The organism is Bradyrhizobium sp. USDA 4532 (genome assembly GCF_024171315.1).
GTDB lineage: Bacteria > Pseudomonadota > Alphaproteobacteria > Rhizobiales > Xanthobacteraceae > Bradyrhizobium > Bradyrhizobium australafricanum.
On sequence record NZ_JALJZN010000001.1, the window covers coordinates 942,752 to 967,862 of the forward strand.

Here is a 25,111-nt window from a genome sequence, read left to right on the forward strand (position 1 = left end):
GGCGCGGCGACTGCGGTGATTTCCGCCGTCGGTCAGACCATTGTGATGATGACGTCGCACGGCGATGTCGCGCGGCTGCTCTACGGCATCGTCGTGATGCTGCTTCCGTCGGCCGCGATCTTCGTCATCACTTGTCTGCTCACAGCAATTCCCACGGCGATCGTCGTCTGGTTCACCGAGGAGTTCCATATCCGAGCCGCGGGATTTTTCGCCTGCGCAGGCGCGGCGATCGGTGCGTTGAGCATCACTGTCCTTCTACGATCCCCGGCTGTCTGGACATCCGGACTGGTTTGCCTGTTCGTCGTGGCCGGGTTTGTCGCCGGCCTGACCTACTGGTTCGTCATGTGCGAACTGGCGGCAGGCGAAGACTCGATGTGAACCGCTACGGTGTTCAACCTATGCCGCAGACGCCACGCTCCGAAACGTCGCGGCCAGCGTCCTGAGTGCCGCGAGCTTGGCGGGATCGCTGACTTTCGAATGCAGCATCACCTTCGACGTGCCGAGCCGCGGCAGCTTGTGGGCAGGGCCGATATCGACCAGGCCCGGCGGCGCGATGCGGCGGACGAGGGGCGCGACGGCAAGCCCTGCAAGCGCGGCCGCCACCACCGCGGTGACGCCGCCGCCGACGAAGCTTTCGGTCCAGGCGATGCCGGCCTTGTCAAGCGCGCGCACGGCGAGGGCGCGCACGCCGCAGGGCGGCGCCAGGGTCGCGAGCGGCAGCGCATCGCCGCGCGGCCAGACGAAGCGTTTGGCGGCGAACCAGCCGAATTCGTCCTCGGTCAGCTTCTCGCCGCCGCGCCGGCTGCCTTCCTGGCGCACGATCACGGCGTCGAGCTCGCCGCCATCATAAGCGTCGAGCATTTCGCGCGAGAAGCCGATGGTCACGGAGAGGGCAAGCTGGGAGGCCATCGCGTGCAGCCGCTCCAGCAGCGGCACCAGCTCCGGGCCCGCGGCGTGATCGCTGATCCCGAGCGTGAGTTGCTGCCGCGCTGGTTTCTCGCCGGCCAGCGCGCGATCATGCACCTCGATCAGCGCGCGGGCGTGCTGCAGGAAGGCCGCGCCGTCGGCGGTCAGCCGCACCGCGCGCGGCGAGCGCTCGACCAGCCGCTTGCCCAGCACCGTTTCGAGCCGCTGCAACTTCATGCTGATCGCCGCCTGCGTGGTGCCAAGCGCCTCGGCGGCGCGGGTGAAGCCTTGCAACTCGGCGACGAGGAGGAAGGCCTGCACGGTGTCGATATCGAGCGTGGCGGTCATGATCAAGGATTGTTATCATTGCTATCAATCTAGATAAGATACCAAGATGATGCGCGAAGGTCTAGCTAGAGGAGGCGCAATTGACCCGCGCCAACCGGATTCAAGGAGACCGATCATGCCGCTCATCACCGTCACCTACGCGACCTCGCGCGAGAGGCCGTCGCTGAAGTCCGACATCGCCGCCGCCGTGTCGGACCTGACCGCACGGATTCTGCACAAGGATCCGAAGGTCACCGCTGTTATCGTGAGGTCGGCTGATGCCGGCGACTGGTTCGCAGGCGGCAAGTCGCTCGCCGAGCAGGGGCTTGCGAGCTACTGGCTCGACATCCACGTCACCGAGGGCACCAACACCAAGGACGAGAAGGCGGCCTATCTCGCGGCGCTGTTCAAGCGGATGGGCGAATTGCTCGGGCCGCTGCATACCGAGAGCTACGCCCATGTCGACGAGGTGAAGGGCGACGCCTACGGCTTCGGCGGCCTCACCCAGGAGCGTCGCTACATCGCCGGCAAGCTCGAGGTCGCGCCGCAGAAGGCGGCGTGAAGCCTATGACGTCGCTTCCGGCAGGCGCGCTGCGGTGTCGCCGAACACCTCGGCAAATGCCTGCCGGAGCGCGATGTCGACATCGGCCATCGTGACCGGCAGTCCGAGATCGAGCAGCGAGGTGACGCCATAGCGCGGATCGACCACGCCGCAGGGCACGATGGCCTGGAAGTGCGCAAGATCAGGCTCGACATTGATCGCGATGCCGTGGAAGGAGACCCAGCGGCGCAGCCGCACGCCGATCGCGGCGATCTTGTCCTCATGGCCCGGTCCCTTGTCCGGGCGCCGCACCCAGACCCCGACGCGGTCCTCGCGGCGCTCGCCGCGGACGTTGAAGGCGGCCAGCGTGCGGATGATCCATTCCTCCAGCGAAGCGACATAGGCGCGCACATCGGGCCGGCGCCGCTTGAGGTCGAGCATCACATAGGCGACGCGCTGGCCCGGGCCGTGATAGGTGACCTGGCCGCCGCGGCCGCTCTGGAAGGTCGGAAAGCGCGGCGCGAGCAAATCGTCGGCCTTGCCGCTGGTGCCGGAGGTATAGAGCGGCGGGTGCTCCAGCAGCCATACCAGTTCGGGGGCCGCGCCCGTCGCGATCTTCACTACCCGCTCGTCCATTGCGGCGAGCGAATCGGGGTAGGGCACCGCGCGGTCGGAAATCCGCCATTCGACCGCTTCGCCGCCCGAAGGGCGCGCAAAGGTCGTCAAATCGAGGCTTTGGCGGTCGTTAACCATTAGCTAACCCTAACGTGGTCAGGTGAACCCACAATCTAGTTCCCGTTCGGCGGTTCAGAAGTGCCCACCCTCGATAAAGTCAGCGTTGATCTCATGGTGGTCCTCGGCACCACCACGATGCCGATTCACCAGGTCATGCGGCTGTCCCGCGGCGCCATCATCGAACTGGATGCCACCGAGGCCGACGAGGTCAAGATCCTCGCCAACAACCTGCCGGTGGCCAGCGGCGTGGTCCTGGTCGACCGCAACCGGATTGCGGTCGAGGTCAAGCAGATGCTGCCGAAATCTCCCGGGGTTCGCGGCTAATTCCCGCATTAATCGCCTTGTCCCTGCATCCGTGATTTGTTACATGGCCCCGTCGATCCGGCGGTGCCTTCGGGGTTCCATCCGGTATCCCAAGCGCTCGTGGCGGAATTGGTAGACGCGCTGCCTTGAGGTGGCAGTGGGTAACACCGTGGGGGTTCGAGTCCCTCCGAGCGCACCACACCTCAGCTGATCCTTGAAATCGCTGGACTTTTCGGAGCGTGGCCGCTCGCCGGCTATGCCGGCCCGTGCCTCCGGGGGCAGGTCCGACGAGTGCAGGCGGGTGACGTGGAGGTGCAGGTCGATGCGGTCATGTAACACCGGTCAGGTAGATTCGCGGATGCATGGCCTTACCGGTTTGGTGTTGCCGACCGAAGCCGACCGCTTTCCCCCAATCGCGCGGCTGCAAGCTTGCCTTACCGGAGCGCCTGATGATCTTTGCGAGCTACGTCTACCGTGTGGTCTCCAACTTCGTGTTCCTGGGGCTGGTCTATTTCACGCTGAACCTTCTGGAGAAGTACGAGCAGCGCGCGACGGTCGCAATTCTGGTCCTGGTCTATGCGGCGATGCACGCCTTTTCCGGCCTGCGCTCGTTCTATTTCTTCCAGCGCATCGAGCGCCTGGAGGGTGAGACGCGGCGGCTCGCCGCGGCGGCCGGCGAGGGGCCAAATGCTGTCGCCTCGCGCAGGCAGATCGTCGCCGATGTCACCGTGCTCAGGCATGCCGGCGAGATCAAATCCTATATCGATATCTTCTTCCTGGCGCTGGTGATCCTGCTCTGCGTCGCCAAGATCGTGGCCAGCTAGATCACGTCAATCAGGCACGCGCTTGCCGGCCGCCGCCGCCTCGGCGCGCGGCGTGCGCTTCTTCACATTATTGGCGACGTGGACTGACGCGTTGTCGGCAGCCGGCGGCGCGACATGCAAGGGCGCGCCGTGGCCTCGGCCGTGCGCCGGGGCGGGTCCCTGATGCGCAGCCTGCTTCGGATGCCTGGCCTGGCGCGCGGAGAACGCCTGCGCGCGCGATACGCCAACGCCAATTGTCGCACGCTGCACGAGGCGGCGATTGGCCGCCGATCGGGCTGCGAGCAGGGTCAGGTCGAGCGCTTCGGGAACGCGGAACACGTCGGGCGCCGGGACCGGCATTGTCGGGACGGATGCGAACCGCGCAAGCTGGGGCTGCGGCCACAGCGTGCGGACGGGCATCGCGACCCGGGTGCGCTGTGCGTGGTCGAGGATGTCGGCATCGCGCCAATCCATGTCGGCAAGCACCGGGGCAGGCAGCGTCCGCGTCGCGGTGAAGACGAAGTTCGGAATCCTGGGCCAGCGCGTGGTCGCCACCGTCTCGGTCGGCGGATGCAGGTACCATTGCTGCGGCTGGGTCGGCGTCGCCGGGCGATCGGGCGTTGCGGGCACGACATGAACGATCCGGTAGCCGCGCTCCTTCAGCGTGTTGAGGATGCGCGGCAGCGCCGCAACGGTGCGCGGCTGGATGTCGTGCAGCAGCAGGATGCCCTTGCGCTTGGCTTCGATCCGCTGGATCGCGAGGTCATAGACCCGCTGCGGCGAGATGTGGCGCCAGTCGTCCGCGGGGAAGTCGGCGCTCCAGACCTGAATGCCTTGGGACGCCAGATAGGCCTCCGGGATCTCGGCGCGCATCAGGCCGGGAATCCGGAAGAACGGCGCGAGCTTGCTCTTGTCGCCATTGAGCGCGGCGAGCGTCGAGGCGATGCCGTCGTCGACCTCCTGCCGCACCTTCTCGAGCGGCATCTTGTTCATCGTCAGCGGATGGTTCTGGCTGTGCGTGCCGACGGTATGTCCGGCCGCGATCAGCTTGCGCACGCCCTCCGGATTGAACCGGGCCTGGGAGCCGATGGTGAAGAAGGTCGCCTTGACGCACTGGCTGGCGAGAATGGCCAGCACCTGGTTGCTGTATTTAGGTAGCGGCCCGTCGTCGAAAGTCAGTACCACTTCGTGATCGGCGAGCGGCAAGGTCTCCGGGTACTGCATGGTGCCGATCCGGGGATGCTCCTTGGGATCGACGACGAGGGTCCGCGAGGTGCCGAGTGCGTTGGGGTTAGGGCAGTCTGCGGCGAGGGCGGCGTACGGCGTCATCAAGCCGCAGCCCAGCAGCGCCGCGCGGACCACGGTCCGCGACCGCTTCCGGATCATCACCAAGACGTTTGCAATCATCGAATCTCGGCCGCATTCCAAACGCACTGACGAATCCTTAGGTGCGGCGCCATGAATGCCGCCTTAACGGTCTGTAATCCACCTAGCGTCCCGGGTTCAATGTGTCCGGTCGGACACGGTTTTCAGCGCCGCCGGGACGATGTGGACGACGTGGTATTTATGCTCCTGCAGGTACCTCAAGAAGGCGGGCAGCATCTCGGCTGTCCGCATTTGCGGGTCATGCAGCAGTATAATTCCCTTGCGGTGGCCTTCGAGCCGCCCGGTGAGCAGCTTGAGTTCCTCCTCGGGGGTCATCTTGTTCCAATCGCTGGCCCAGAAATCGGCTCCGAACACCGCGATACCGCGCTTTTCCAGATGGTCCAGCAGGGCGGGTGTCGATTCGAAATAGGGGAACCGGAAGAATGGCGTGCTCGGGACCGTGCTTGCGGTGCCGCGCAGGGCCTTCTGGACCGCTTCGATCCCCCGGTTGATGTTCGCCTCGGCCTGATCCAGCGGGAGCTTGTTGAGATGCGGATGGTCCCAGCTGTGATAGCCGATGCTGTGGCCGAGGCGCGCGATCTTGCGGACCATATCGGGATGATCGGCCGCGTTGCGGCCGACCATGAAGAAGGTTGCCTGCACGCATTCGGCCGCCAGCGCCGTCAGCACCTTGTCGGTGACCCCCGGCGTCGGTCCGTCGTCGAAGGTCAGCACGACCTCGCCATCCCTGAGCGGCAGGGTCTGCGGAAAGCTCTTCAGCCCGACGCGCGGATAGGTCGCGGGGTCGACCTCGAGTACACGTGAGGTGCCGAGCGCGTCCTTGCGCTGGCATTCGGCGGCGTGCGCCGAGCCGAACAGTGCAACAGGCGCGAGCGCGACCAGCGCCGCGAAAGCCTTCCGGAGCGGTCGCGGTGCGCTCGACATCTTTCTCATTGCACTGGGCCCCACCGATTAGGTAATCCGTTCCGCACTCATCCAACCAGTTTTTCCCCTCCTGTCAAACCGGCGAAACACGGCATGGCCGAGAATTTCGACGTTGCCGAACCCGCCGAGGCCGATCCGCTGGCCCGGATGCCGATGCGGGACGAGGAGGGCGAGCTCCGCGGCGAATTCGTCGCGGCGATCACCCGGGCCATCCACGCCGCCGACCGGCCGTTGCTGTGCGAGGTGGTGGCGGAACTGCACGAGGCCGATCTCGGCGACCTGATCGTGGCGCTGGAGCCGGTCGACCGCGTCACCCTGGTCGAGATCACCGGCACCGATTTCGACTTCTCGGCGCTCAACGAGGTCGACGAGACGGTCCGCGAGGAGATCCTCGAGGAACTCGAGCCGGAGACGGTTGCCGAGGGCGTCCGCGAGCTCGAATCCGACGACGCCGTCGAGCTCCTGGAGAGCCTCGACGAGGAGGACCAGGAAGAGATCCTGGAAAAGCTGCCGGCGGCCGAGCGCGAGGACATCGAGCGGAGCCTGCTGTACCCGGAGAATTCCGCCGGCCGGCGGATGCAGACCGAGTTCATCGCGGTGCCGCCGGATTGGAATGTCGGGCAGGCGATCGACTATATGCGCGACACGCCGGATCTGCCGGATCGCTTCTACGAAATATATGTGGTCGATGCCGACAAGCACCTGCTGGGCGCGGTGCCGCTCGACGTGCTGCTGCGCACGCGCCGCCCGGTTCCGATCAAGGACCTGATCGACGAGGACCGCCGCCGGGTCTCCGCGCTGGAGGACCAGGAAGAGGTCGCGCGGATGTTCGGCAAGTACAACCTGGTCGCAGCTCCCGTGGTCGACACCATCGACCGGCTGGTCGGCGTGATCACCATCGACGACGTCGTCGACGTGATCGAGGAGGAGGCAGACGAAGACTTGAAGGCGCTCGGCGGCGTCACCAGCGACGAAGAGCTGTCCGACACGGTGTGGACCATCGCCCGCGGTCGCTTCAACTGGCTCCTAGTCAATCTCGCCACCGCGTTCCTGGCCTCGTCGGTGCTCGGTCTGTTCGAGGGCCAGCTCGAGAAGATGGTGGCGCTTGCGGTGCTGGCGCCGATCGTGGCGAGCCAGGGCGGCAATGCCGCGACCCAGACCATGACGGTCGCGGTGCGCGCGCTCGCCACCCGTGAGCTCGGCCCGTACAACGCGATGCGGGTGGTGCTGCGCGAGACCATGGTCGGGCTCGTCAACGGCATCGCCTTTGCCGTCATCACCGGCGTCGCCGCGGTGGCCTGGTTCAAGATCCCCGGCCTCGGCATCGTGATCGGGCTTGCGATCATCTGCAATCTGGTGGCCGGCGCGCTCGGCGGCATCCTGATCCCAATGGTGCTGGAACGGGTGCGGGCTGACCCCGCGGTCGCCTCCGGCACCTTCGTCACCACCGTCACCGACGTGGTCGGCTTCTTCTCCTTCCTCGGCATCGCCACGCTGTGGTTCGGCCTCAAGTAACGCGCTCGCGGGCAGGGCGGCGCATGGTCCGGGCGCGAGCCGCGCCGGGCCGCTTATCGTTAATCCGAACTTAACGCGCTTCATCGATGATGCCGCTATCTCCAAGGGGCCATCACGGGGGCCATCATGCAGCGGTTGCGGCTCAAGGCGGACGGACGGATCGTCGAATTGCGCGACGGGCAGGAAATCCCGCTCGTGCCCGCACATCCCGACCAGGCAGCGATGCAGCCTGCGGCAGCGCAGCCGGCCGTACGCGATCTGCGCCGCCGGGCCCAGCTCACCCAGCTCGAATTCGCCGCCAAGCTCGGCGTGCCGGTGGAAACCATCCGCAACTGGGAGCAGGGCAAGCGCGCGCCGCGTGGACCCGCCCGCGCGCTGCTCGCCGTGATCGCCCATTCGCCGGAGACGGTGTTCGCCGCGCTGTCGAGCGAGCCGACGGCGGCTTGAGCGGGTAGGGCGCGCTCTATCATCGCTGCAATCTCGGTGTCGTCCCTGCCTAGTGCGCAATTGCGCACGGGAGCAGGGACCCATACTCCGCGGCCCGTGTTGTGAACGGGACTCGTTCGTTCGACCGTCCCGCAACAATGCCGATCTGTGGTTATGGGTCCCTGCTTTCGCAGGGACGACAGCGAGCGTGTTGCGCGAGCTGTGAATCAAGCTTCCGCGTCCTCGCGACATGATCTGCCCGAGCTTGCTTTTTGTTCCGCCCTCTCTTGAACAGAGGGCGCAGGGAAAGCCGGGTGCCGATCGCACCCATGGGCCCCGAGCAAAAGGTAGAAAGCTCGGGGGTAGGACCACAGGTGTAACCGGAAACAACCCGGCTTTCCCTGCGCGATGGGTTACGGCTTATACGTGCTCTCCCCGGCGAGACTGGGCTTTTTTGTCGCCGCCCTCGCAAACGCTTGCGCACTTTGCGAGAGGACACCTGCCGCTAGGGCGTCAGGCCTGCACGATTTCGCCGTCCGCATCATGCGCACTCGTCAGTTGCGCTTGCCGCGTCCACCGCATCTCACCGCAACACTCCTGACGATGCGCAGCGCCCCTCGATCGGGTGAGACGGGTTATTCATACACTGAGTTGCGCTTCGGATAAAGCGAAATATTTTTGCTTCGGAGGCTTGACCTGTCGGGCAACTCAGTGATCGGCAATTTCCGGGCAGTCTTGCCGCGAGCGCCAATCCGCGTGACACGTCTGTCCATATCAGGCGTTCAAGCATCCATCACCCGCAGCACGGCTGTTTGGCTTTCGGTGCGCAGCAGAACTGCTGGTCCTGGAGCCATCGGTCGCGCGGCTTGCAGCTCGACGGACGCGCCGAGAGATAGACGCGGATCGCCGCGTCGCCGGCATCCATGCGTTCGGCGCGATAGATCTGCATCGGCCGAACACCGTCGCTCACCTCGAACGTCAGCCGGGCTTGCGGGTCGAAGCCGACGGCCTCGTCGACCTTGCGGATGATCGCAAGAAATTTTCCGGCCGGCATGTGACCGCGGTTTTCCTCCTCGATGTCCCAGAGCTGAATGAAGGTCTCGCTCCAGCTCTCCGGGTTCGCGCCGCAATCGAGCGCCCTGAACGAACCGGTCTTGACTTCGGTCACGTGGTAGCTGGGGCGGACGTCCCGGCCGTCGTAGCTGAAGATCAGCGGTTTCTCCTTGTGCGCCTCAAGGCCGGAAAGGAGGGCCGCGGATGACAGCTCTTCCACCGGAAGCAGGGCGCCGACGATCGAACGGGTATTGGCAAGCGTGTCCATGGCTGCTATCCGTATTTCAACGATTGTTGAATTGTAGGATTATCGAAAGATGGAGGAGCGTCAAGCCCGAACCGCCTTCGCCGCGTTGTCGCAGGAAACGCGGCTGCGGATCGTGCGGCTGCTGGTCCAGGCGGGTCCCGAGGGGATGGCCGCGGGGGCGATTGCGGAGGCGGTCGAGGTGTCGCCATCCAACGTGTCGTTCCATCTGAAGGACCTCGAGCACGCCGGCATGATCGTGCCGCGCCGCGAGGCGCGCTCGATCATCTACTCGGCGGATTTCACCGGTTTGCGTGACCTCATCGCCTTCCTGATGAAGGATTGCTGCGCGGGCCACCCGGAGATCTGCGCGCCGGTGCTCGCCGCCGCCCAGTGCAAGCCTTCCACCAGCAAGAAGAGAGCGCGTGCGTGATGCGCGATTTCGATCTGCCACGGCGCCTTGTGGCGGAATGTCTCGGCACGTTGCTTCTGGTCGCGACCGTCGTCGGCTCCGGCATCATGGCAGAAACCCTGACCAAGGACGTGGCCCTGGCGCTGCTCGGCAATACGCTGCCGACCGGTGCCATGCTGGTGGTGCTGATCACGATCCTTGGACCGATATCCGGCGCGCATTTCAATCCGGCGGTGACGCTGGTGTTCACGCTCAAGGGCGAGCTCCGCCCGCCGCACGCCGCGCAGTACGTCGCGGCGCAGGTGCTCGGGGGAATCCTGGGTGCGATGGTCGCGCATGCCATGTTCGGCCTGCCGCCCCTGGTGTTCTCCGCCAAGGCGAGGACCGGGTTCCCGCAGTGGTTTGCGGAATTCGTTGCCGCGTTCGGACTGGTCGCAACAATCATCGGTGGCCTGCGGTTTCGCGAGGCCGCTATCCCATGGCTGGTCGGGCTCTACATCACGGCCGCCTACTGGTTCACCGCGTCCACGTCTTTCGCCAACCCGGCCGTTGCCATCGCGCGATCATTCACCGATACGTTTTCCGGTATCCGCGCGCAGGACCTGCCGGGATTTATCGTCGCCGAGATTCTGGGGGCGATGGTCGCGCTGGCGCTGATGACGTGGCTGTTGCGGCAGAGCGAAACGAAGATGGAGGCAATCCGATGACGATCACGATCTACCACAATCCCGATTGCGGGACGTCGCGCAACGCGCTGGCCATGATCCGCCAAAGCGGGGAGGAGCCGGAGATCGTCGAGTATCTCAAGACGCCACCCGCGCGCGACACGCTGATCGCGCTGATCAAGGCCATGGGCATGACGCCCCGCGCGCTGCTCCGCGAGAAAGGCACGCCTTATGCAGCGCTCGACCTTGCCAATCCGAAATGGAGCGACGACGAGTTGATCGATTTCATGATCGCGCATCCGATCCTGATCAATCGGCCGATCGTGGTCTCGCCGAACGGCGTGAAACTGTGCCGGCCGTCCGAGGCTGTGCTTGAACTTCTCGCCACTGACATTGGCCAATTCGTCAAGGAGGACGGAGAAGTGGTCCCGCCCAGGACGCCGGGTGCGCGCGCCGGATGAGCCGCCGTGCAGACAACGTCCTGATTGTTGCGCTCGGGACCACGCAAACCCTTGCCTGGGCGTCGAGCTATTATCTGCCCGCCATCCTCGCGGACCCGATCGCGCGGGACCTCGGCATCTCGACCAACTGGCTGTTCGCCGCGTTCTCGATGGCGCTGGTGATCTCCGGGCTGCTCGGTCCGCGCGTCGGCCGCCAGATCGACCGGATGGGCGGACGCGAAGTGCTCTGCGCGTCCAACCTCATCCTGGCGTCCGGGCTGATCCTGCTCGGGCTGTCGCAGGGCGGCGTGCTGATGGCGGTGAGCTGGCTGTTGCTCGGCGTCGGCATGGGTCTTGGCCTGTATGATGCAGCCTTCGCGGCGCTCGGGCGCATTTACGGCAACGCCGCCCGTCGCTCCATCACCGGCATTACGCTGATCGCGGGCTTTGCCAGCACGATCGGCTGGCCGCTGAGTGCGTGGGGGCTGGCAACCATCGGCTGGCGCTGGACCTGTTTCGGCTGGGCTGCGGCGCACATCCTGATCTGCCTGCCGCTCAACGGCCTCCTGATCCCCAGGCTAAAGCGGGAGCATCGGATCGCGGCCGACACGCCGAAGCCGCACATCGCCATCGACCGCGCGATGGTGTTACTCGCCTTTGCCTTCGCCGCCGCCTGGAGCGTGACGTCGGCGATGGCGGTTCATCTGCCGCGAATTCTGGAGTCGCTCGGTGCGACGCAGGCGCAGGCGATCGCGGCGGGCGCACTGATCGGCCCGGCTCAGGTGGCGGCGCGCATTGTCGAAGCGAGCCTGCTGAAGCGCTTCCACCCGCTCTGGTCGGCGCGCCTGGCCTGCATCACACATCCCTTGGGCGCCTGCGTCATCGGCCTGTTCGGCGGTGGCTTCGCGGGGGTGTTCGCGCTGTTGCACGGTGCCGGAAACGGCATCCTGACCATCGCGCGCGGCACGCTGCCGCTGGCGATATTCGGTCCGAAGGATTACGGCTACCGCCTGGGACTGCTCGGCGCGCCGTCGCGACTGTCTCAAGCCCTCGCGCCCCTCATATTCGGATTCCTGATCTCGCCGCTCGGTGGCTACACGCTTGCGGTCACATCGGCTCTGAGCTTGGCCGCGCTGCTGGCGCTGTTCGCACTCAAGGCCGGGCCGAAGACCCCCTCGCGGTAGCATCACGCCCCTTCATCCGCCGGACCGTGTCGATGAACGCCTTGATGATCGGGGAATGGCCGCGTCCGCTGTGATGCGCGATGCTGTACTGGGTCTTGATGGTGCGGTCGCTGATCTCCAGCGCGCGCAGATTGGGATGCGGCACGAATTCGAAGTCGGCGACGACGCTAATGCCCAGGCCGCGCTCGACCGCCTTCCACACACCCTCGCGGCTCTCGATCTCGAACACCGGTTCGATCCTGATGCCCTCGGCCTGCATCGTCGCCTCGAACGCGCGCCGCGTGGTCGAGCCGCGCTCGCGCAGCACGATGGGCTGGTCGGCCAGCTCGCGCAGCCTGACCGACTTGCGCTTGAACCAGGGATGGTCGCGGTTGACGAACACGATCACGCGGTGCGTGCGGTAGGGGATCATGGTGACGCGCGGATCCTCCGGCACCTCCGCCAGGATCGCGACGTCGGCCTCGAAGTCGACGATGTGGCGGAAGGTGCGTTCGGAATTGCCGAGCAAGGTCGAGATCTGCACCTCCGGATGATCGCGCTTGAACGCCGCGATGATCTCGGTGGCATGAAACGGCCCGACGGTCGCGACCCGCAGATGGCCCTTGGTCGCCTTGCCGTGCGCGGCCAGGAGGTCGTGAGCCTCGTCGCAGAACGTCATGATGCCGCGGGTGATCTCGAACAGCGCGGCGCCGGCCTCGGTGAGCTCGGTATGCCGCGGCTTCCGAATCAAAAGCTCGACGCCGTAGCTCTCCTCCAGCTCCTTGACCTGGATGGTCAATGTCGGCTGGCCGACGTTGAGCACGCGCGAGGCCGCGGTGAAGCCGCCATGGGTGGCGACCGCGTGGAAGGCGCGAAGCTGGCTGAACACTATTGACATAATCAATAGAACGCATCCGTAGAATGAATTTGTCAATAGCAGCCGGCGCCGTACCTTCGCGCCAAACGGAGGACGCGCGGATGGACTGGACTTATTCCAACCCGGTGAGGATCGAATTCGGAGCCGACAGCTTCGACAAGCTGCCGGGGCTGATCGGCAAGCGCGCCTACGCGCTCGTGACCTATGGCGAGCCGATCTTCGACGAGCTCGAGCGGCGGCTGCGCGCCGCGGCGGGACCGTCTGTCTTGACTATTCGCGACGTCGCGCCCAATCCGGACTACCGCCTGCTTACCGAGCAGACCGCGCGCTTTGCCGGGCTCGCGAGGCAGCCCGAGGTGATCGTCGCGCTCGGCGGCGGCTCGGTGATCGACTCCGCCAAGGTGTTCGCGGCCGCCGGCGGCGACTTCGCGACCGTCAAAACCTATCTGGAGACGCAGCAGGGCGCCGAGCGCCTCGCGGCGATCCCGATCATCGCGGTGCCGACCACCGCGGGCACCGGCAGCGAGGTGACCTGCTGGGGCACGGTGTGGGACGAGGCCAACGGCAAGAAATACTCGCTGGCGCGTCCGTCGCTCTATCCGACCCATGCCGTGATCGATCCGCGCCTGATGCTCGGCAAGCCGCAGCTTCTGACCGTCAGCACCGGGCTCGACGCGCTGTCGCATGCGCTGGAGAGCATCTGGAACGTCAACAACAATCCGGTGTCGGCCAACCACGCGGTGGCCGCGGCACGCAGCATCCTCGAGGTGCTGCCGAAGCTCGCCAACGACCTCGGCAATCTCGAGCTGCGCAGCCGCATGGCGCAGGCGGCGCTGTTCGCGGGCCTGGCATTCTCCAACACCAAGACCGCGATCGCGCATTCGCTGTCCTATCCGATTACGCTGCGGCACGGCGTCCAGCACGGCATCGCCTGCTCGTTCTCGCTGCCGATGGTGCTGCGCAGCGTCAAAGGGGCGGGCGGGCTCTGCGAGGACAGCTTGAGGCAGATCTTCGGCGCCGACCTGGCCCGCGCGGCCGACGATCTCGAGGACTGCATGGCGCGGCTCGGCATCTCCTGCAATCCGGCCGCCTACAGGATCGAGCGCGCCGAATGGCACGCGCTGATCGCGGACTCGCTGGAGGGCGAGCGCGGCCGCAACTTCTTAGGGTCGAAGGAACGGTTGATCGAGGCAGCGCAGACGCAGCGGATGCCGAGCGCGGCGAACGCGTGACGACGGCGCAGTGACGAGGAGAGGCATCATGCAAGACAATCGTAAAACCATCACCGTGAACGGGCGCGATTACGAGGCGCCGACGCGGCCAACCGTCGTGATTTGCCTCGACGGTTCGGAGCCCGGCTATATCGAGCGGGCGATCGAGGCCGGCGTCGCGCCGACCTTCGCGCGCTTCATGAAGGAGGGCGCGCACGTCCATGCCGCCAGCGTGATCCCGAGCTTCACCAATCCGAACAACCTCTCGATCATCACCGGACGTCCGCCCGCGGTGCACGGCATCGCCGGCAACTACTTCTACGACACGGCGAACAACGCCGAAGTCATGATGAACGATCCGAAGTTCCTGCGCGCACCGACCATCCTCGCCGGTGTCCACGACGCCGGCTACAAGGTTGCCGCCGTCACCGCCAAGGACAAGCTGCGCACCTTGCTTGCGTACGGTCTGGACTATTCCAGCGGCCGCGCCATCGCCTTCTCGTCCGAGAAGGCCGACCAGGCCACCAGGGCGGCGAACGGCATCGATGATGTGCTCGATTTCGTCGGCCTGCCGCTCCCCGAGGTCTACTCGGCCGATCTGTCGCGCTTCGTGTTCGCGGCCGGCGTCAAGCTGGTCGAGCGTTACCGTCCCGATCTGATGTACCTGTCGACCACCGACTACATCCAGCACAAGGTCGGGCTCGGCACCAAGATCGCCAACGACTTCTACGCGATGATCGACGGCTATCTTGCGAAGCTGGATGCGCTCGGCTGCAACATCGTGGCGACCGCCGACCACGGCATGAACGACAAGTTCCTGCCCGACGGCAAGCCCGACGTGATCTACCTCCAGGACGTCATGGACGACTGGACCGGTACGGGCGCCGCACGCGTGATCCTGCCGATCACCGATCCCTATGTCGCCCATCACGGCTCGCTCGGCTCGTTCGCGACGATCTACACGCCGGAGGGCGCCAACGTCGACACGCTGCTGTCGCGGCTGCGTGCGACCGGCGGCATCGAGGTCGCGCTGACGCGCAAGGAGGCCTGCGCCAGGTTCGAGCTGCCGCCGGACCGGATCGGCGACATCGTCGTGATCTCGACCAGGCACAAGGTGCTGGGCACCAGCGAGTCCCGTCACGATCTCTCGGGCCTGACCGAGCCGCTGCGCTCGCATGGCGGGCTCACCGAGGAGCGGGTGCCGCTGATCGCCAACCGCAGGATCGCGCTGCCCGCCGGTCACGCCCTGCGCAATTTCGACGCCTTCGACGTCGCGCTCAACCGCATCCAGTGACGCATTCGGACCCCAAGGACAGTGCCATGAACATCCAGAGCCCGGCCGTTCGCCATGAGCAGATGCGGATCGCAGGCAGCCTCGTCGACACCGACGAGCATGTCGAGGTTTTCAGTCCCTACACCAACAAGGTGGTGGGCACGGTGCCGGCGGCGCGGCCGGAGCATGTGCGCAGCGCCTTCGCCAGGGCGGCCGCGTTCAAGCCGAAGCTGACGCGCTACGAGCGCCAGCGCATCCTGCTGCGCACCGCCGAGATCCTGGCCGGGCGCAAGGAGGAATTCGCGCGGTTGATCACCGCCGAGTCCGGCCTGTGCTGGAAGGATTCGCTCTACGAGGCCGGGCGCGCCTATGACGTCTATTCCTTTGCCGGCCAGCTCGCGATCAAGGACGACGGCGAGACGTTCTCCTGCGACATCAGCCCGCAGGGCAAGGCGCGCAAGATCTTCACGACGCGCACCCCGCTGCTCGGCGCGATCTCGGCGATCACGCCGTTCAACCATCCGCTCAACATGGTGAGCCACAAGATCGCGCCGGCGATCGCGACCAACAACCGCGTGGTGCTGAAGCCGACCGAGCTGACGCCGCTGACCGCGCTCGCGCTCGCCGACGTGCTCTACGAGGCCGGGCTGCCGCCGGAGATGCTGTCGGTGGTGACCGGCAACCCGCATTCGATGGGCGATGCGATGATCACCGATCCGGACGCCGATCTCGTCACCTTCACCGGCTCGGTCAGGGTCGGCAAGCACATCGCCAATAAAGCGGGCTACAAGCGGCTGGTGCTCGAGCTCGGCGGCAACGATCCGCTGATCGTGATGGAGGACGCCGACCTCGAGAAGGCGGCCGAGTTCGCGGTGACCGGCGCCACCAAGAATTCCGGCCAGCGCTGCACGGCCGTGAAACGTATCCTCTGCGTCGAGGCGGTCGCCGACGATTTCGCCGCGCTGGTGCTGACGAAGGCACGCAAGCTGAAATGCGGCGACCCGATGGACCCGACGGTCGACGTCGGCACCGTGATCCATGAGGGCGCGGCGAAGGAATTCGAGCGCCGCGTCAATGCCGCCGTCGCCGACGGCGCCGAGCTGCTGCACGGCAACGCTCGCGACGGCGCGCTCTATCCGCCGACCGTGGTCGACCGGATTCCCTACACCAGCGAGCTGGTGATGCAGGAGACGTTCGGGCCTGTGATCCCGATCATCCGCGTGCCCAACGACATCGACAGCGTGATCCGGATCTCGAACGCGACCGCGTTCGGGCTGTCATCCGGCGTCTGCACCAACCGGCTCGACTACATCACGCGGTTCGTCAATGAGCTCGACGTCGGCACCGTCAACGTCTGGGAAGTGCCGGGCTACCGGATCGAGATGTCGCCGTTCGGCGGGATCAAGGATTCCGGCCTTGGCTACAAGGAAGGCGTGCAGGAGGCGATCAAGAGCTTCACCAACGTCAAGACCTATTCGCTGCCCTGGCCGGTCTAGAGCAGCGCGTTCGACGAGGGCCGCACGCGGACAACAAGAACAACGCGGCGGCCGACTGCGATCAACCAAACAAAGGGGAGGCCTCAATGTCGATCACGTTCAGTCCGTCGGGCGTCGGCTCGGTCGGAGTCCAGAATCCGGAGCTTGCGACATCGTTCCGCCGCGCGCAGTGGCGGATGCTGTTCGCGGCGATGTTCTGCTATCTGTTCTTCTACACCGGGCGGCAAACCTTCGGCTTCGCCATTCCCGGCATCCAGGCCGAGTTCGGCGTCACCAAGGAGGCGCTGGGCTGGGCCAGCGCGGCGCTGCTCTGGTGTTACGCGGTCGGGCAGGCCATCAACGGCAATCTCGGCGACAAGTTCGGCGGCCGCCGCGTGATGAGCGCCGGCGCGATCCTCTCCTTCATCATGAATTGGGCCACCAGCCTGTCGACCGGGATCGTCAGCCTCACCGCGTTCTGGGGCATCAACGGCTATTTCCAGTCGATGGGATGGGCGCCGGGCAGCCGGCTGCTGTCGAACTGGTGGGGCCGCCACGAGCGCGGCACGGTCTACGGACTCTATACATTCGCGGCCGGTCTCGCCTCGGTGCTGTCGTTCGTCACCTCGCTGGTCGTGGTCGGCTACTTCCAGCTCGACTGGCGCTGGATCTTCCGTATCCCGGTCGTGCTGCTGCTGCTCGGCGGCATCGCGTTCTATCTGATCGCGCGCGAGAAGCCCGAGGACATGGGCTTTGCCTCGCCGCATGACGAGGCCGACGATTTCACCTCTGCGGAAACTGCGGTCAGCGCCAATGAGGGCTCGCTGGCGCGCTACAAAGCGGTGCTGTCGAACTGGCGCCTTTTGGTCGCCGGCGTCGCGATCGGCTTCCAGAACGCGGCGCGTTACGGCCTCTTGGTGTGGGTGCCGGTGCACTTCCTCGGCAGCAATTGGGCCAAGGCCGGCGCCGCCTCGGTGATCGATCCGCGCTGGATCAGCATCGCGCTGCCGGTCGGCATGGCGGTCGGCGCGTTCAGCAATGGCTGGGTCTCGGACAAGGTGTTCGGCTCGCGCCGCTACCTCGCCATTGTGCTCTACATGGCGCTCGCCGCGGTCACCTCGCTGTGCATGTACGCGATCCCGACCTCGGACGCCGTTCTCGGGATGACCGTGCTGTTCCTGTGCGGCTTCTTCACCTACGGCCCGCAATCCTCGTTCTGGGCGCTGTGCCCGGATCTGGTCGGCCACAAACGGGCAGGGACCGCGACCGGGGTGATGAACTTCTTCGCCTATCTGTTCGCAGGTCTCGGCGAGCCGATGATCGGCCACTTCATGGACAAGCATAACCAGACGTCGCTGGTGTTCCTGGTGGTCGCTGTCTGCGCGACCTCCAGCGCGGTGGTGGCGGCCTTCATCCGTCGCTAGCTCACTCACTGCGTCCCGGGCAACGGCCCCGGGGCGCCGCTGTCCGTGCCTCCGTAGATGGGGTAACGGGCCGGCCGCCCGCTCGCTACGGCGCAATTTGGAAGCGCGCTCGCGAGCGGCCTGTTGGTTGGAAGGCGGTCGTCCCTCAAACTGATGGTGTTCAACGGAGTCGGGCAAGCCCGCTCCAGGCATCATTAAGGGACGACCATGTACCACTATGCAGGAATTGACGTGTCTTTGGAATGCTCGAGCGTTTGCCTTGTCGATGGGACAGGCAAGATTTTGCGCGAGACGAAGGTTGCGAGCGAGCCGGCGGCGCTGATCGCCTGGTTCCGGTCGCTGGGTCTGGTACTGGAACGGATCGGGCTGGAGGCAGGCCCCTTGTCGCAATGGCTGTATGCGGGTCTGCGAGACGCAGGGCTTGCGGTCGAGCTGCTGGAAACGCGGCACGTTCGCGAAGCCTTCAAGTCGATGCCGGTGAAGACGGACCGCAACGATGCCCGCCGGATCGCGCAGTTGATGCGGCTCGGCTGGTTCCGGCCGGTGCACTGCAAGTCGGTCGCGGCGCAGGAGACCCGCGCCATCCTGACGGCGCGCAAGCTGCTGCAATCCAAGCTTCGCGATGTCGAGAACAGCCTGCGCGGCATACTTCGCGGTTTTGGCCTGAAGGTCGGTGCGACCACCGAGCGCACGTTCGCCGGACGCATCCGCGAGCTCGTGACCGGCCATCCCGGACTGGAGTTGGTCGCGGCGGCGCTGCTCCAAGCCCATGCGGTGCTGCTGCGGGAGTTCAAGAGCCTGGACAAGCACACCCAGAAGCTCGCCAGGACGCATCCATCCGCCAAGCTCCTGATGACAACGCCGTCCGTTGGTCCGATCGTGGCGCTCACCTATGCCGCGGCGATCGACGACCCGAAGCGCTTCCGCTCCTCGAAGGCCACGGGAGCCCACTTTGGGCTCACCCCGAAGAAGTACCAGTCCGGTGAGACCGACTACACCGGCCGCATCAGCAAGATCGGGGATGCCTCCGTGCGCGAGGCACTCTACCAGGCAGCTCACGTCATGCTGACCAAGCCGGTCAAGAATTGCTCGGCATTGAAGAGCTGGGCGATGCGGATCGCCCGGCGCGCAGGCATGCGCAAGGCCAAGGTAGCGCTGGCTCGCAAGCTCGCCGTGATCCTGCATCGCATGCTCGCCGACACCAAACCGTTCAACCCGATGACCAAGGCCATCTAGCCAGGAGCAGCAATCGGTTCCGGGCGGGCCACGACACCAGGCTCTCCCCGAGCGAAGTCCCTCCGCTGGGACGATGGATCCGGTCAGGCCGCCATCCGGGAAGTGGCTCACGACCACGCAATCCGTAGATTGGCCGGCCGGCTCCTCAATGCACCCCATCAGGCGACGGCCTTCGCGCCGATCCCGTACAGAAGCAAGTGCCCGGCGAGTGGATGACGCGAAAAGGGATTGACTAACCAAGGCCCGTTACAGAAGCCCGGATGAAGCGAAGCGCAATCCGGGGCTGGTTTTGTCCCCGCATGTCGCTTCGCTCATGCGGGCTACGCTCGTTTTTGCAGTGAGCAGAGCACCGAGGCGGGCGATTTGTTGCAGCGGCGACGCCGGGCCAATTCCCTGCAATCGCCTGCCTCGCGCGGCTGACCTGACGCCCAATTCCTGATCATCGGCTGCTCAATTGAAGCACAAGATTGATAAAATATCGATTTATATCAATAAGATAAACTAAATTGTATGCAGAATACAAAATGTGCTTGTCCCGTTTGCCGCCTTGAAGCAGACTTCACGCAGGGCAGGAGAGGCCAGCGACCGTCAAGGACGAGGGGCGCGGCAGGGCAAAACAATCTGTCGGGAGGAGCAAGCAATGAGCGATCAGGTGTCCACCATCGCAATGGCAGATACGGCAAAGCCTTCAGGCGTGCGCTGGAAGATTTTCCTGCTGATGCTGTTCCTGATCTCGATCAACTATATCGATCGCGCCTCGCTCTCGGTCGCGATGCCGGTCATCGCCAAGGAGTTCGATATCGATCCGGCGATGCAGGGCCTGATCCTGAGCTCGTTCTTCTGGACCTATGCGCTGATGCAGGTGCCGGGCGGCATGCTCGCCGATCGCTTCAAGCCGCGCATCGTGATCGCGCTCGCGACGCTGTTCTGGGGCTTCTTCCAGGCGCTGGCGGCGCTGTCGACCAGCTGGATGCTGCTGCTGCTGACCCGGCTCGGGCTCGGCGCGTCGGAAGCGCCGATCTATCCGGCCGGCGGCAAGCTCAACGCGATCTGGATGACGCAGACCGAGCGCGGCCGCGGCGCCACCTTGCTGGACGGCGGCGCACCGCTTGGTGCGGCGCTCGGCTCGATCGTGATCGCCTGGTTGATGGCGGCGTTCAGCTCCTGGCGCGTCGCCTTCGTCATCGCCGGCGTCGGCACCATGCTGTGCGGGCTGTGGGCCTGGTACTACATCCGCAACGTGCCGCGCGAGCATCCGTCGGTCAATGAAGCCGAGGCGCGCTATCTCGAGGAGGCGCACGCGATCGAGGATGCGGCGACGCCGCCGTCTTCGGGCGCAAGCTGGATGGCGTACTTCCGGTTTCGCTCGGTGTGGTGCATGTGCCTCGGCTGGATGTTCTTCAACACCACGTTCTACGGGCTGCTGACCTGGATGCCGACCTACCTGTTCAAGGTGCACGGCTTCGACATCAAGGCGCTGGGCGGCGCGTCCTTCATCATCTTCTTCGCAGGCTTCGTCGGCGAACTGGTCGGCGGCTGGATCGGCGATAACTGGCGGGAGCGGGGAGGGTCGCCCAACACCGTGTTCCGCACGCTGTTCGGCATCGCGGCGATCATGGCGACGGTGTCGATCTTCCTCGTCGCCTACGTCACCAACGCGGTTGCGGTCGTGGTGCTGCTGTCGACGACGCTGTTCTTCCTGCGCTGGTGCGGCATGTACTGGGCGATTCCGTCGGCGCTGGCGGGCCGCGGCAAGTCCGGCTTCCTCGGCGGCTGCATGAATCTCGGCGGCAACATCGCCGGCATCACGACGCCGCTGATCGTCGGCTTCATCGTGCAGGCCACCGGCTCCTATTTCCTGGCCCTGATGTATTTCGCCGCCGCGGGCATTGCGCTGTTGATCTGCTCGACCCTGATCGATTACAGCCGCAAGCTCCCGGTCTAAAACGGATGCGGCCGAATCCGCCAAGGATTCGGCCGCTTGATGAGGCTCACCAATGACACGTCCCGTCCGGCTCGGCATGCTGACGCCGTCGTCGAATACCGCGCTCGAGCCGATCACCTGCGCGATGCTATCGGGCGTCGACGACGTCTCGGCGCATTTCTCGCGCTTCAAGGTGACCGAGATCGCGCTGTCGGAGCAGGCGCTGCGCCAGTTCGACGCCAGCGAGATTCTTCGCGCGGCCGAGCTGCTGGCGCATGCCAAGGTCGACGTCATCGCCTGGAATGGCACCTCGGCAAGCTGGCTCGGTTTCGACCGCGACGAGAGCCTGTGCGAAGAGATCACGGCGGCAACGGGTATCAAGGCCTGTACCACGGTGCTGGCCTATCGCGACGTGTTGCGGCGGATCGGCGCCAGCCGCATCGGGCTGGTGACGCCGTATCGCAAGGACGTGCAGGAGCGGATCGTCGCCAACTGGAATTCGCAGGGGCTGCACTGTTTTGCCGAGCGGCATCTGTCGCTGCAGGACAATTTCTCCTTTGCCGAGGTCAGCGAGGCCGAGGTCGCGCGGCTGATCGAGGAGGTGGTGCGCGAGGGCTGCGATGCCGCCGTCGTGCTCTGTACCAACATGCGCGGCGCCGGCGCGGCCGAGCGGCTGGAGCGCGGATTTGGCGTCCCGGTGCTGGATTCGATTGCGGTGACACTGTGGGCATGCCTTGCCGCGGCCGGCTGCGATCCGTCGCGCGTGCAGGGCTGGGGCAGCCTGTTCTCGAACCCCGATCTGCGCGCGGCCGCCGCGATCCACGTGGGAGGGCGCGATCTCCAATCATGACAGTGAAGGCAAGCGGTGACTGAACCCAAGGCGACCAGACGTAACAAGGAACCCAAGCGCGCGATGACCGCGCTGCAACGGCGCCGTCTGCGCGTGCCGCGGGTTGGGCTGCACGAGCAGGCGGCGACGCGGCTGCGCACCATGATCGTGCGCGGCGAGCTGGCGCCGGGGCAATCGCTGGGGGAGGCGGACCTCTCCGACGCGCTCGGCGTCTCGCGCACGCCGCTGCGCGAGGCGCTGAAGCAATTGGCGAGCGAGGGCCTGGTCGAGCTGCGGCTCAACCACAGCGCCGTGGTGGCGCCGTTCCGCCGTGCCGAACTCGCCGAACTGTTCGAGGCCGTCAGCGGCATCGAACGCTGCGCCGCCGAGCTCGCCGCGCTGCGCATGGAGCCGGACGACTTCGAACGGCTCGCGGCGCTGCAGGACAAGATCGAATGGCATCACGGCCGCGGCGAGCTGCGCGATTATTTTCAAGTTAATCAGCAGATCCATTCGGCGATCGTCGGCTTCGCCCGCAATGCCGTGTTGAAGGCGACGCACGAGGCGCTGCTGGCGCGGGCCGAGCGGGCGCGCTTCTTCGCGCTGTCGGTGCTCGGCCGCTGGGATGAATCGGTGGAAGAGCATCAGGAGATTTTGTCGGCGCTGAAGGCGCGTGATGCGGCCCGGGCCGGGCAGATACTGGCCCACCACGTGCGCCGCACCGGCGAGATCGTCGCCGAGACGCTGGATGCCAAGGCAATGAACGACAAGGCGGACGACGCCGCGGCACCGGAGGCACCGGCAAGGCCACGCGGCCGCAAGACGAGGGACGTTGCGCCATGAAGATCCTGCTGCTCAATCCCAACACGACGGCTGATGTGACGGATCTGCTCCATGCCGCCGGCAGCAAGGCGGCGTCGGCCGGCACCGAGCTCGTGCCGCTCACCGCCGCGCGCGGCGTGCCTTATATCGCCACCCGCGCCGAGGCCCAGATCGGTGGTGCGATCGCGCTGGAGATGCTGGCCGAAGCCGGCCCCGGCGTCGATGCCGCTGTCATCGCGGCGTTCGGCGATCCCGGCCTGTTCGGCGCGCGTGAGCTGTTCGCCTTCCCCGTCGTGGGATTGGCCGAAGCTGCGATGCTCACGGCCTGCATGCTCGGCCGCCGGTTTGGTATCGTCACCTTCGCCGGCGCGCTGGCGCCCTGGTACGAGGAATGCGTCGCCATGCACGGGCTGAGCTCGCGCTGCGCCGGCATTCGCACGCTTGACGGTCATTTCCAGTCGATCTCGGAGGTGCAGGCCGAGAAGGAGGAGCTGCTGGTCGCGCTCGCCAACCGTGCGGTCGATCAGGACAACGCCGACGTCGTCATTCTGTCGGGCGCACCGCTTGCCGGACTCGCGGCAAAAGTCCGCGACCGCATTCCGGTGCCGGTGGTCGATCCGGTCGCGGCGGCGGTGCGGCAGGCGGAGACGCTCGCCGTGCTCAAGCCGCGCAAGGCGGTGGCCGGCACCTTCCGCCGTCCCGATCCGAAGCCGACGCGCGGGCTGGCCGAGCCACTCGCCGCAATCATCGAACACCGCTCACCGAAGGAGGGAACAAACTGATGTCCTTCGACACCATTATCCGCGGCGGCATCGTGGTGACCGCGGCCGACACCTTCGCCTGCGACGTCGGTATCCGCGGCGGCAAGATCACGGCGCTCGGCCATGATCTCGGCGATGCAGCCACGATCATCGACGCCACCGACCGCCTGGTGCTGCCCGGCGGCATCGACAGCCATGTCCACTTCGCCCAGCCGTCCGGCGACGGCATCGTAATGGCCGACGGTTTTGCCAGCGGCACGCGATCGGCGGCCTTCGGCGGCAACACCACCGTGCTGCCGTTCTGTCTGCAGGAGAAGGGCCAGACCCTGCGCGAGGCGCTGAAGCATTACCATTCGCTGGCCGAAGGCGAGTGCCATGTCGACGTCGCCTTCCATCTCATCCTCACCGATCCGACCGAGCATGTGCTGGGCCAGGAGCTGCCGGCCCTGGTCGAGGACGGCTACACCTCGCTCAAGGTCTTCATGACTTATGAGGGCCTCGCGCTGTCGGACCGGGAGTTGCTCGAGACCATGTCGGTCGCGCGCGAGACCGGCGCCATGCTGATGGTGCATGCGGAGAATTTCGACGCCATCCGCTTCCTGACCGACCAGCTCGAACGGACCGGTAACACCGCGCCGCGCTTCCATGCGACCTCGCGGCCGATCCCGGTCGAGCGCGAGGCCACCCATCGCGCGATCTCGCTGTCCGAGCTCGTCGACGTGCCGATCATGATCGTGCATGTCTCGAACCGCGAGGCGATGGACGAAATCCGGCGCGCGCAGCAAAGGGGCTTGCGGGTCATGGGCGAGACCTGTCCGCAATACCTCATGCTGACCGAAAAGGATCTCGATCAGCTCAACATGGAAGGCGTAAAATACGTCTGCTCGCCCCCGCCGCGCGACGTCGCCAGCCAGCAGGCCTGCTGGGAAGGTCTGCAGCAGAAGGTGTTTTCGGTGTTTTCGTCGGACCATTGTCCGTTCCGTTACGACGACCCGCAGGGCAAGCTTGCGCCGAAGGGACGTACCAGCTTCCGCTGGGTGCCAAACGGAATCCCGGGCGTGGCGACGCGGCTGCCGATCCTGTTCTCCGAAGGCGTGGTGAAGGGGCGGATCGACCTCAACAGCTTCGTCGCCTTCAGCGCCACCAACCATGCCAAGATCTACGGCCTCTATCCGCGCAAGGGTACGATCGCGGTCGGCTCGGATGCCGACATCGCGCTGTGGGACCCGAAGCGCAAGGTGACGATCCGTCACGAGTTGATCCACGACGGCGCGGACTACACGCCCTATGAGGGGCTCGAGGTCACGGGCTGGCCGGTGCTGACCATGGTGCGCGGCAAGGTCGTCGTCGATAACGGTACGCTCATTGGCGGCAAGGACCACGGCACCTATCTGCCCCGCGCCAAGCCGCCGAAGGCCATTCCGTAACGCGACCAA

26 protein-coding genes and 1 tRNA gene are annotated in these 25,111 nt (G+C 65.8%); 21 read left to right on the top strand and 6 right to left on the bottom strand.

Features of this window, described 5'->3' with window-relative positions; genetic code table 11:
• Positions 1-15: 15 nt before the first annotated feature.
• The gene (locus tag J2R76_RS04520) at positions 16-378 is read left to right on the top strand and encodes a hypothetical protein (protein ID WP_143271108.1); all 363 of its coding nucleotides are present in this window, start codon (positions 16-18) and stop codon (positions 376-378) included.
• An 18-nt stretch (positions 379-396) separates the two neighbouring features.
• On the opposite strand, the gene J2R76_RS04525 is transcribed toward J2R76_RS04520, so the two are convergent.
• Positions 397-1,254 (bottom strand): LysR family transcriptional regulator, encoded by an 858-nt coding sequence (locus J2R76_RS04525; protein WP_057020856.1) that lies wholly within the window; start codon positions 1,252-1,254, stop codon positions 397-399.
• 115 nt (positions 1,255-1,369) lie between these two features.
• On the opposite strand from J2R76_RS04525, the gene J2R76_RS04530 reads away from it, so the two are divergent.
• Positions 1,370-1,795 (top strand): 4-oxalocrotonate tautomerase family protein, encoded by a 426-nt coding sequence (locus J2R76_RS04530; RefSeq protein WP_057020855.1) that lies wholly within the window; start codon positions 1,370-1,372, stop codon positions 1,793-1,795.
• A gap of 3 nt (positions 1,796-1,798) precedes the next feature.
• On the opposite strand, the gene lipB is transcribed toward J2R76_RS04530, so the two are convergent.
• Positions 1,799-2,527, bottom strand: coding sequence for a lipoyl(octanoyl) transferase LipB (gene lipB / locus J2R76_RS04535; protein ID WP_076831219.1), 729 nt, complete (start codon positions 2,525-2,527; stop codon positions 1,799-1,801).
• A 60-nt stretch (positions 2,528-2,587) separates the two neighbouring features.
• On the opposite strand from lipB, the gene J2R76_RS04540 reads away from it, so the two are divergent.
• The 3 genes from J2R76_RS04540 to J2R76_RS04550 all read left to right on the top strand — a co-directional run bounded on the left by J2R76_RS04540 (position 2,588) and on the right by J2R76_RS04550 (position 3,636).
• Complete coding sequence (locus tag J2R76_RS04540) at positions 2,588-2,833, top strand: FliM/FliN family flagellar motor switch protein (RefSeq protein WP_076831216.1); 246 nt, start codon at positions 2,588-2,590, stop codon at positions 2,831-2,833.
• A 93-nt stretch (positions 2,834-2,926) separates the two neighbouring features.
• Positions 2,927-3,011, top strand: a tRNA-Leu gene (locus J2R76_RS04545).
• 250 nt (positions 3,012-3,261) lie between these two features.
• Positions 3,262-3,636 carry a hypothetical protein gene (locus J2R76_RS04550; protein WP_076831213.1) on the top strand — a complete coding sequence of 125 codons (375 nt, stop codon included), beginning with the start codon at positions 3,262-3,264 and terminating at the stop codon, positions 3,634-3,636.
• Between the two features lie 6 nt (positions 3,637-3,642).
• Here J2R76_RS04550 and J2R76_RS04555 read toward each other — a convergent pair whose 3' ends face one another.
• Together J2R76_RS04555 and J2R76_RS04560 are read right to left on the bottom strand one after the other, a co-directional pair.
• On the bottom strand, positions 3,643-5,022 hold the full coding sequence (locus J2R76_RS04555) for a polysaccharide deacetylase family protein (protein WP_076831210.1): 1,380 nt from the start codon (positions 5,020-5,022) through the stop codon (positions 3,643-3,645).
• 96 nt (positions 5,023-5,118) lie between these two features.
• Positions 5,119-5,934 carry a polysaccharide deacetylase family protein gene (locus tag J2R76_RS04560; RefSeq protein ID WP_057020842.1) on the bottom strand — a complete coding sequence of 272 codons (816 nt, stop codon included), beginning with the start codon at positions 5,932-5,934 and terminating at the stop codon, positions 5,119-5,121.
• A gap of 84 nt (positions 5,935-6,018) precedes the next feature.
• Here J2R76_RS04560 and mgtE point away from each other — a divergent pair, with 84 nt between their 5' ends.
• Positions 6,019-7,440 carry a magnesium transporter gene (gene mgtE / locus J2R76_RS04565; RefSeq protein ID WP_076831207.1) on the top strand — a complete coding sequence of 474 codons (1,422 nt, stop codon included), beginning with the start codon at positions 6,019-6,021 and terminating at the stop codon, positions 7,438-7,440.
• 126 nt (positions 7,441-7,566) lie between these two features.
• Positions 7,567-7,887 (top strand): DNA-binding transcriptional regulator, encoded by a 321-nt coding sequence (locus J2R76_RS04570; protein WP_028343385.1) that lies wholly within the window; start codon positions 7,567-7,569, stop codon positions 7,885-7,887.
• A gap of 772 nt (positions 7,888-8,659) precedes the next feature.
• On the opposite strand, the gene J2R76_RS04575 is transcribed toward J2R76_RS04570, so the two are convergent.
• Positions 8,660-9,187, bottom strand: coding sequence for a DUF6428 family protein (locus J2R76_RS04575; RefSeq protein ID WP_076831204.1), 528 nt, complete (start codon positions 9,185-9,187; stop codon positions 8,660-8,662).
• 49 nt (positions 9,188-9,236) lie between these two features.
• Between J2R76_RS04575 and J2R76_RS04580 the strand changes: the two genes are divergently transcribed.
• From J2R76_RS04580 to J2R76_RS04595, 4 genes are read left to right on the top strand one after another with little or no spacing between them, the layout of a single operon-like run.
• Positions 9,237-9,596: a helix-turn-helix transcriptional regulator gene (locus tag J2R76_RS04580; protein WP_076831201.1), complete on the top strand. Its 360-nt coding sequence runs from the start codon at positions 9,237-9,239 to the stop codon at positions 9,594-9,596.
• Positions 9,596-10,282, top strand: a complete 687-nt coding sequence (locus tag J2R76_RS04585; RefSeq protein ID WP_076831199.1) for an MIP/aquaporin family protein — start codon at positions 9,596-9,598, stop codon at positions 10,280-10,282. Before J2R76_RS04580 ends, J2R76_RS04585 begins: the two co-directional genes overlap by 1 nt.
• Positions 10,279-10,701 carry an arsenate reductase (glutaredoxin) gene (gene arsC / locus J2R76_RS04590; protein WP_057020837.1) on the top strand — a complete coding sequence of 141 codons (423 nt, stop codon included), beginning with the start codon at positions 10,279-10,281 and terminating at the stop codon, positions 10,699-10,701. Before J2R76_RS04585 ends, arsC begins: the two co-directional genes overlap by 4 nt.
• On the top strand, positions 10,698-11,864 hold the full coding sequence (locus tag J2R76_RS04595) for an MFS transporter (protein WP_057020836.1): 1,167 nt from the start codon (positions 10,698-10,700) through the stop codon (positions 11,862-11,864). Before arsC ends, J2R76_RS04595 begins: the two co-directional genes overlap by 4 nt.
• On the opposite strand, the gene J2R76_RS04600 is transcribed toward J2R76_RS04595, so the two are convergent.
• Positions 11,833-12,741, bottom strand: coding sequence for a LysR substrate-binding domain-containing protein (locus J2R76_RS04600; RefSeq protein ID WP_057020835.1), 909 nt, complete (start codon positions 12,739-12,741; stop codon positions 11,833-11,835). The two genes, J2R76_RS04595 and J2R76_RS04600, sit on opposite strands and share 32 nt — an antisense overlap.
• 80 nt (positions 12,742-12,821) lie before the next feature.
• Between J2R76_RS04600 and psrA the strand changes: the two genes are divergently transcribed.
• The 10 genes from psrA to hydA all read left to right on the top strand — a co-directional run bounded on the left by psrA (position 12,822) and on the right by hydA (position 25,102).
• Positions 12,822-13,952 carry an iron-containing alcohol dehydrogenase PsrA gene (gene psrA / locus J2R76_RS04605; RefSeq protein WP_076831197.1) on the top strand — a complete coding sequence of 377 codons (1,131 nt, stop codon included), beginning with the start codon at positions 12,822-12,824 and terminating at the stop codon, positions 13,950-13,952.
• Positions 13,953-13,977: 25 nt separating this feature from the next.
• Positions 13,978-15,225, top strand: a complete 1,248-nt coding sequence (gene phnA / locus J2R76_RS04610) for a phosphonoacetate hydrolase (protein ID WP_371852169.1) — start codon at positions 13,978-13,980, stop codon at positions 15,223-15,225.
• 26 nt (positions 15,226-15,251) lie between these two features.
• The gene (phnY, locus tag J2R76_RS04615; RefSeq protein ID WP_076831686.1) at positions 15,252-16,700 is read left to right on the top strand and encodes a phosphonoacetaldehyde dehydrogenase; all 1,449 of its coding nucleotides are present in this window, start codon (positions 15,252-15,254) and stop codon (positions 16,698-16,700) included.
• Between the two features lie 86 nt (positions 16,701-16,786).
• Positions 16,787-18,103, top strand: coding sequence for an MFS transporter (locus J2R76_RS04620; RefSeq protein WP_076831191.1), 1,317 nt, complete (start codon positions 16,787-16,789; stop codon positions 18,101-18,103).
• Positions 18,104-18,310: 207 nt separating this feature from the next.
• Positions 18,311-19,339 carry an IS110 family transposase gene (locus tag J2R76_RS04625; RefSeq protein WP_057016162.1) on the top strand — a complete coding sequence of 343 codons (1,029 nt, stop codon included), beginning with the start codon at positions 18,311-18,313 and terminating at the stop codon, positions 19,337-19,339.
• A gap of 640 nt (positions 19,340-19,979) precedes the next feature.
• On the top strand, positions 19,980-21,284 hold the full coding sequence (locus tag J2R76_RS04630) for an MFS transporter (protein ID WP_028336433.1): 1,305 nt from the start codon (positions 19,980-19,982) through the stop codon (positions 21,282-21,284).
• A gap of 52 nt (positions 21,285-21,336) precedes the next feature.
• Positions 21,337-22,113, top strand: a complete 777-nt coding sequence (locus tag J2R76_RS04635; protein ID WP_076834556.1) for an aspartate/glutamate racemase family protein — start codon at positions 21,337-21,339, stop codon at positions 22,111-22,113.
• 15 nt (positions 22,114-22,128) lie between these two features.
• Positions 22,129-22,935 carry a GntR family transcriptional regulator gene (locus tag J2R76_RS04640; RefSeq protein ID WP_307720418.1) on the top strand — a complete coding sequence of 269 codons (807 nt, stop codon included), beginning with the start codon at positions 22,129-22,131 and terminating at the stop codon, positions 22,933-22,935.
• A complete protein-coding gene (locus tag J2R76_RS04645; RefSeq protein ID WP_057020829.1) occupies positions 22,932-23,696 on the top strand; it encodes an aspartate/glutamate racemase family protein in 765 nt (254 codons plus the stop codon). Before J2R76_RS04640 ends, J2R76_RS04645 begins: the two co-directional genes overlap by 4 nt.
• Complete coding sequence (gene hydA / locus J2R76_RS04650) at positions 23,696-25,102, top strand: dihydropyrimidinase (protein ID WP_194295427.1); 1,407 nt, start codon at positions 23,696-23,698, stop codon at positions 25,100-25,102. The genes J2R76_RS04645 and hydA overlap by 1 nt, the downstream gene beginning before the upstream one ends.
• Positions 25,103-25,111: the final 9 nt, after the last annotated feature.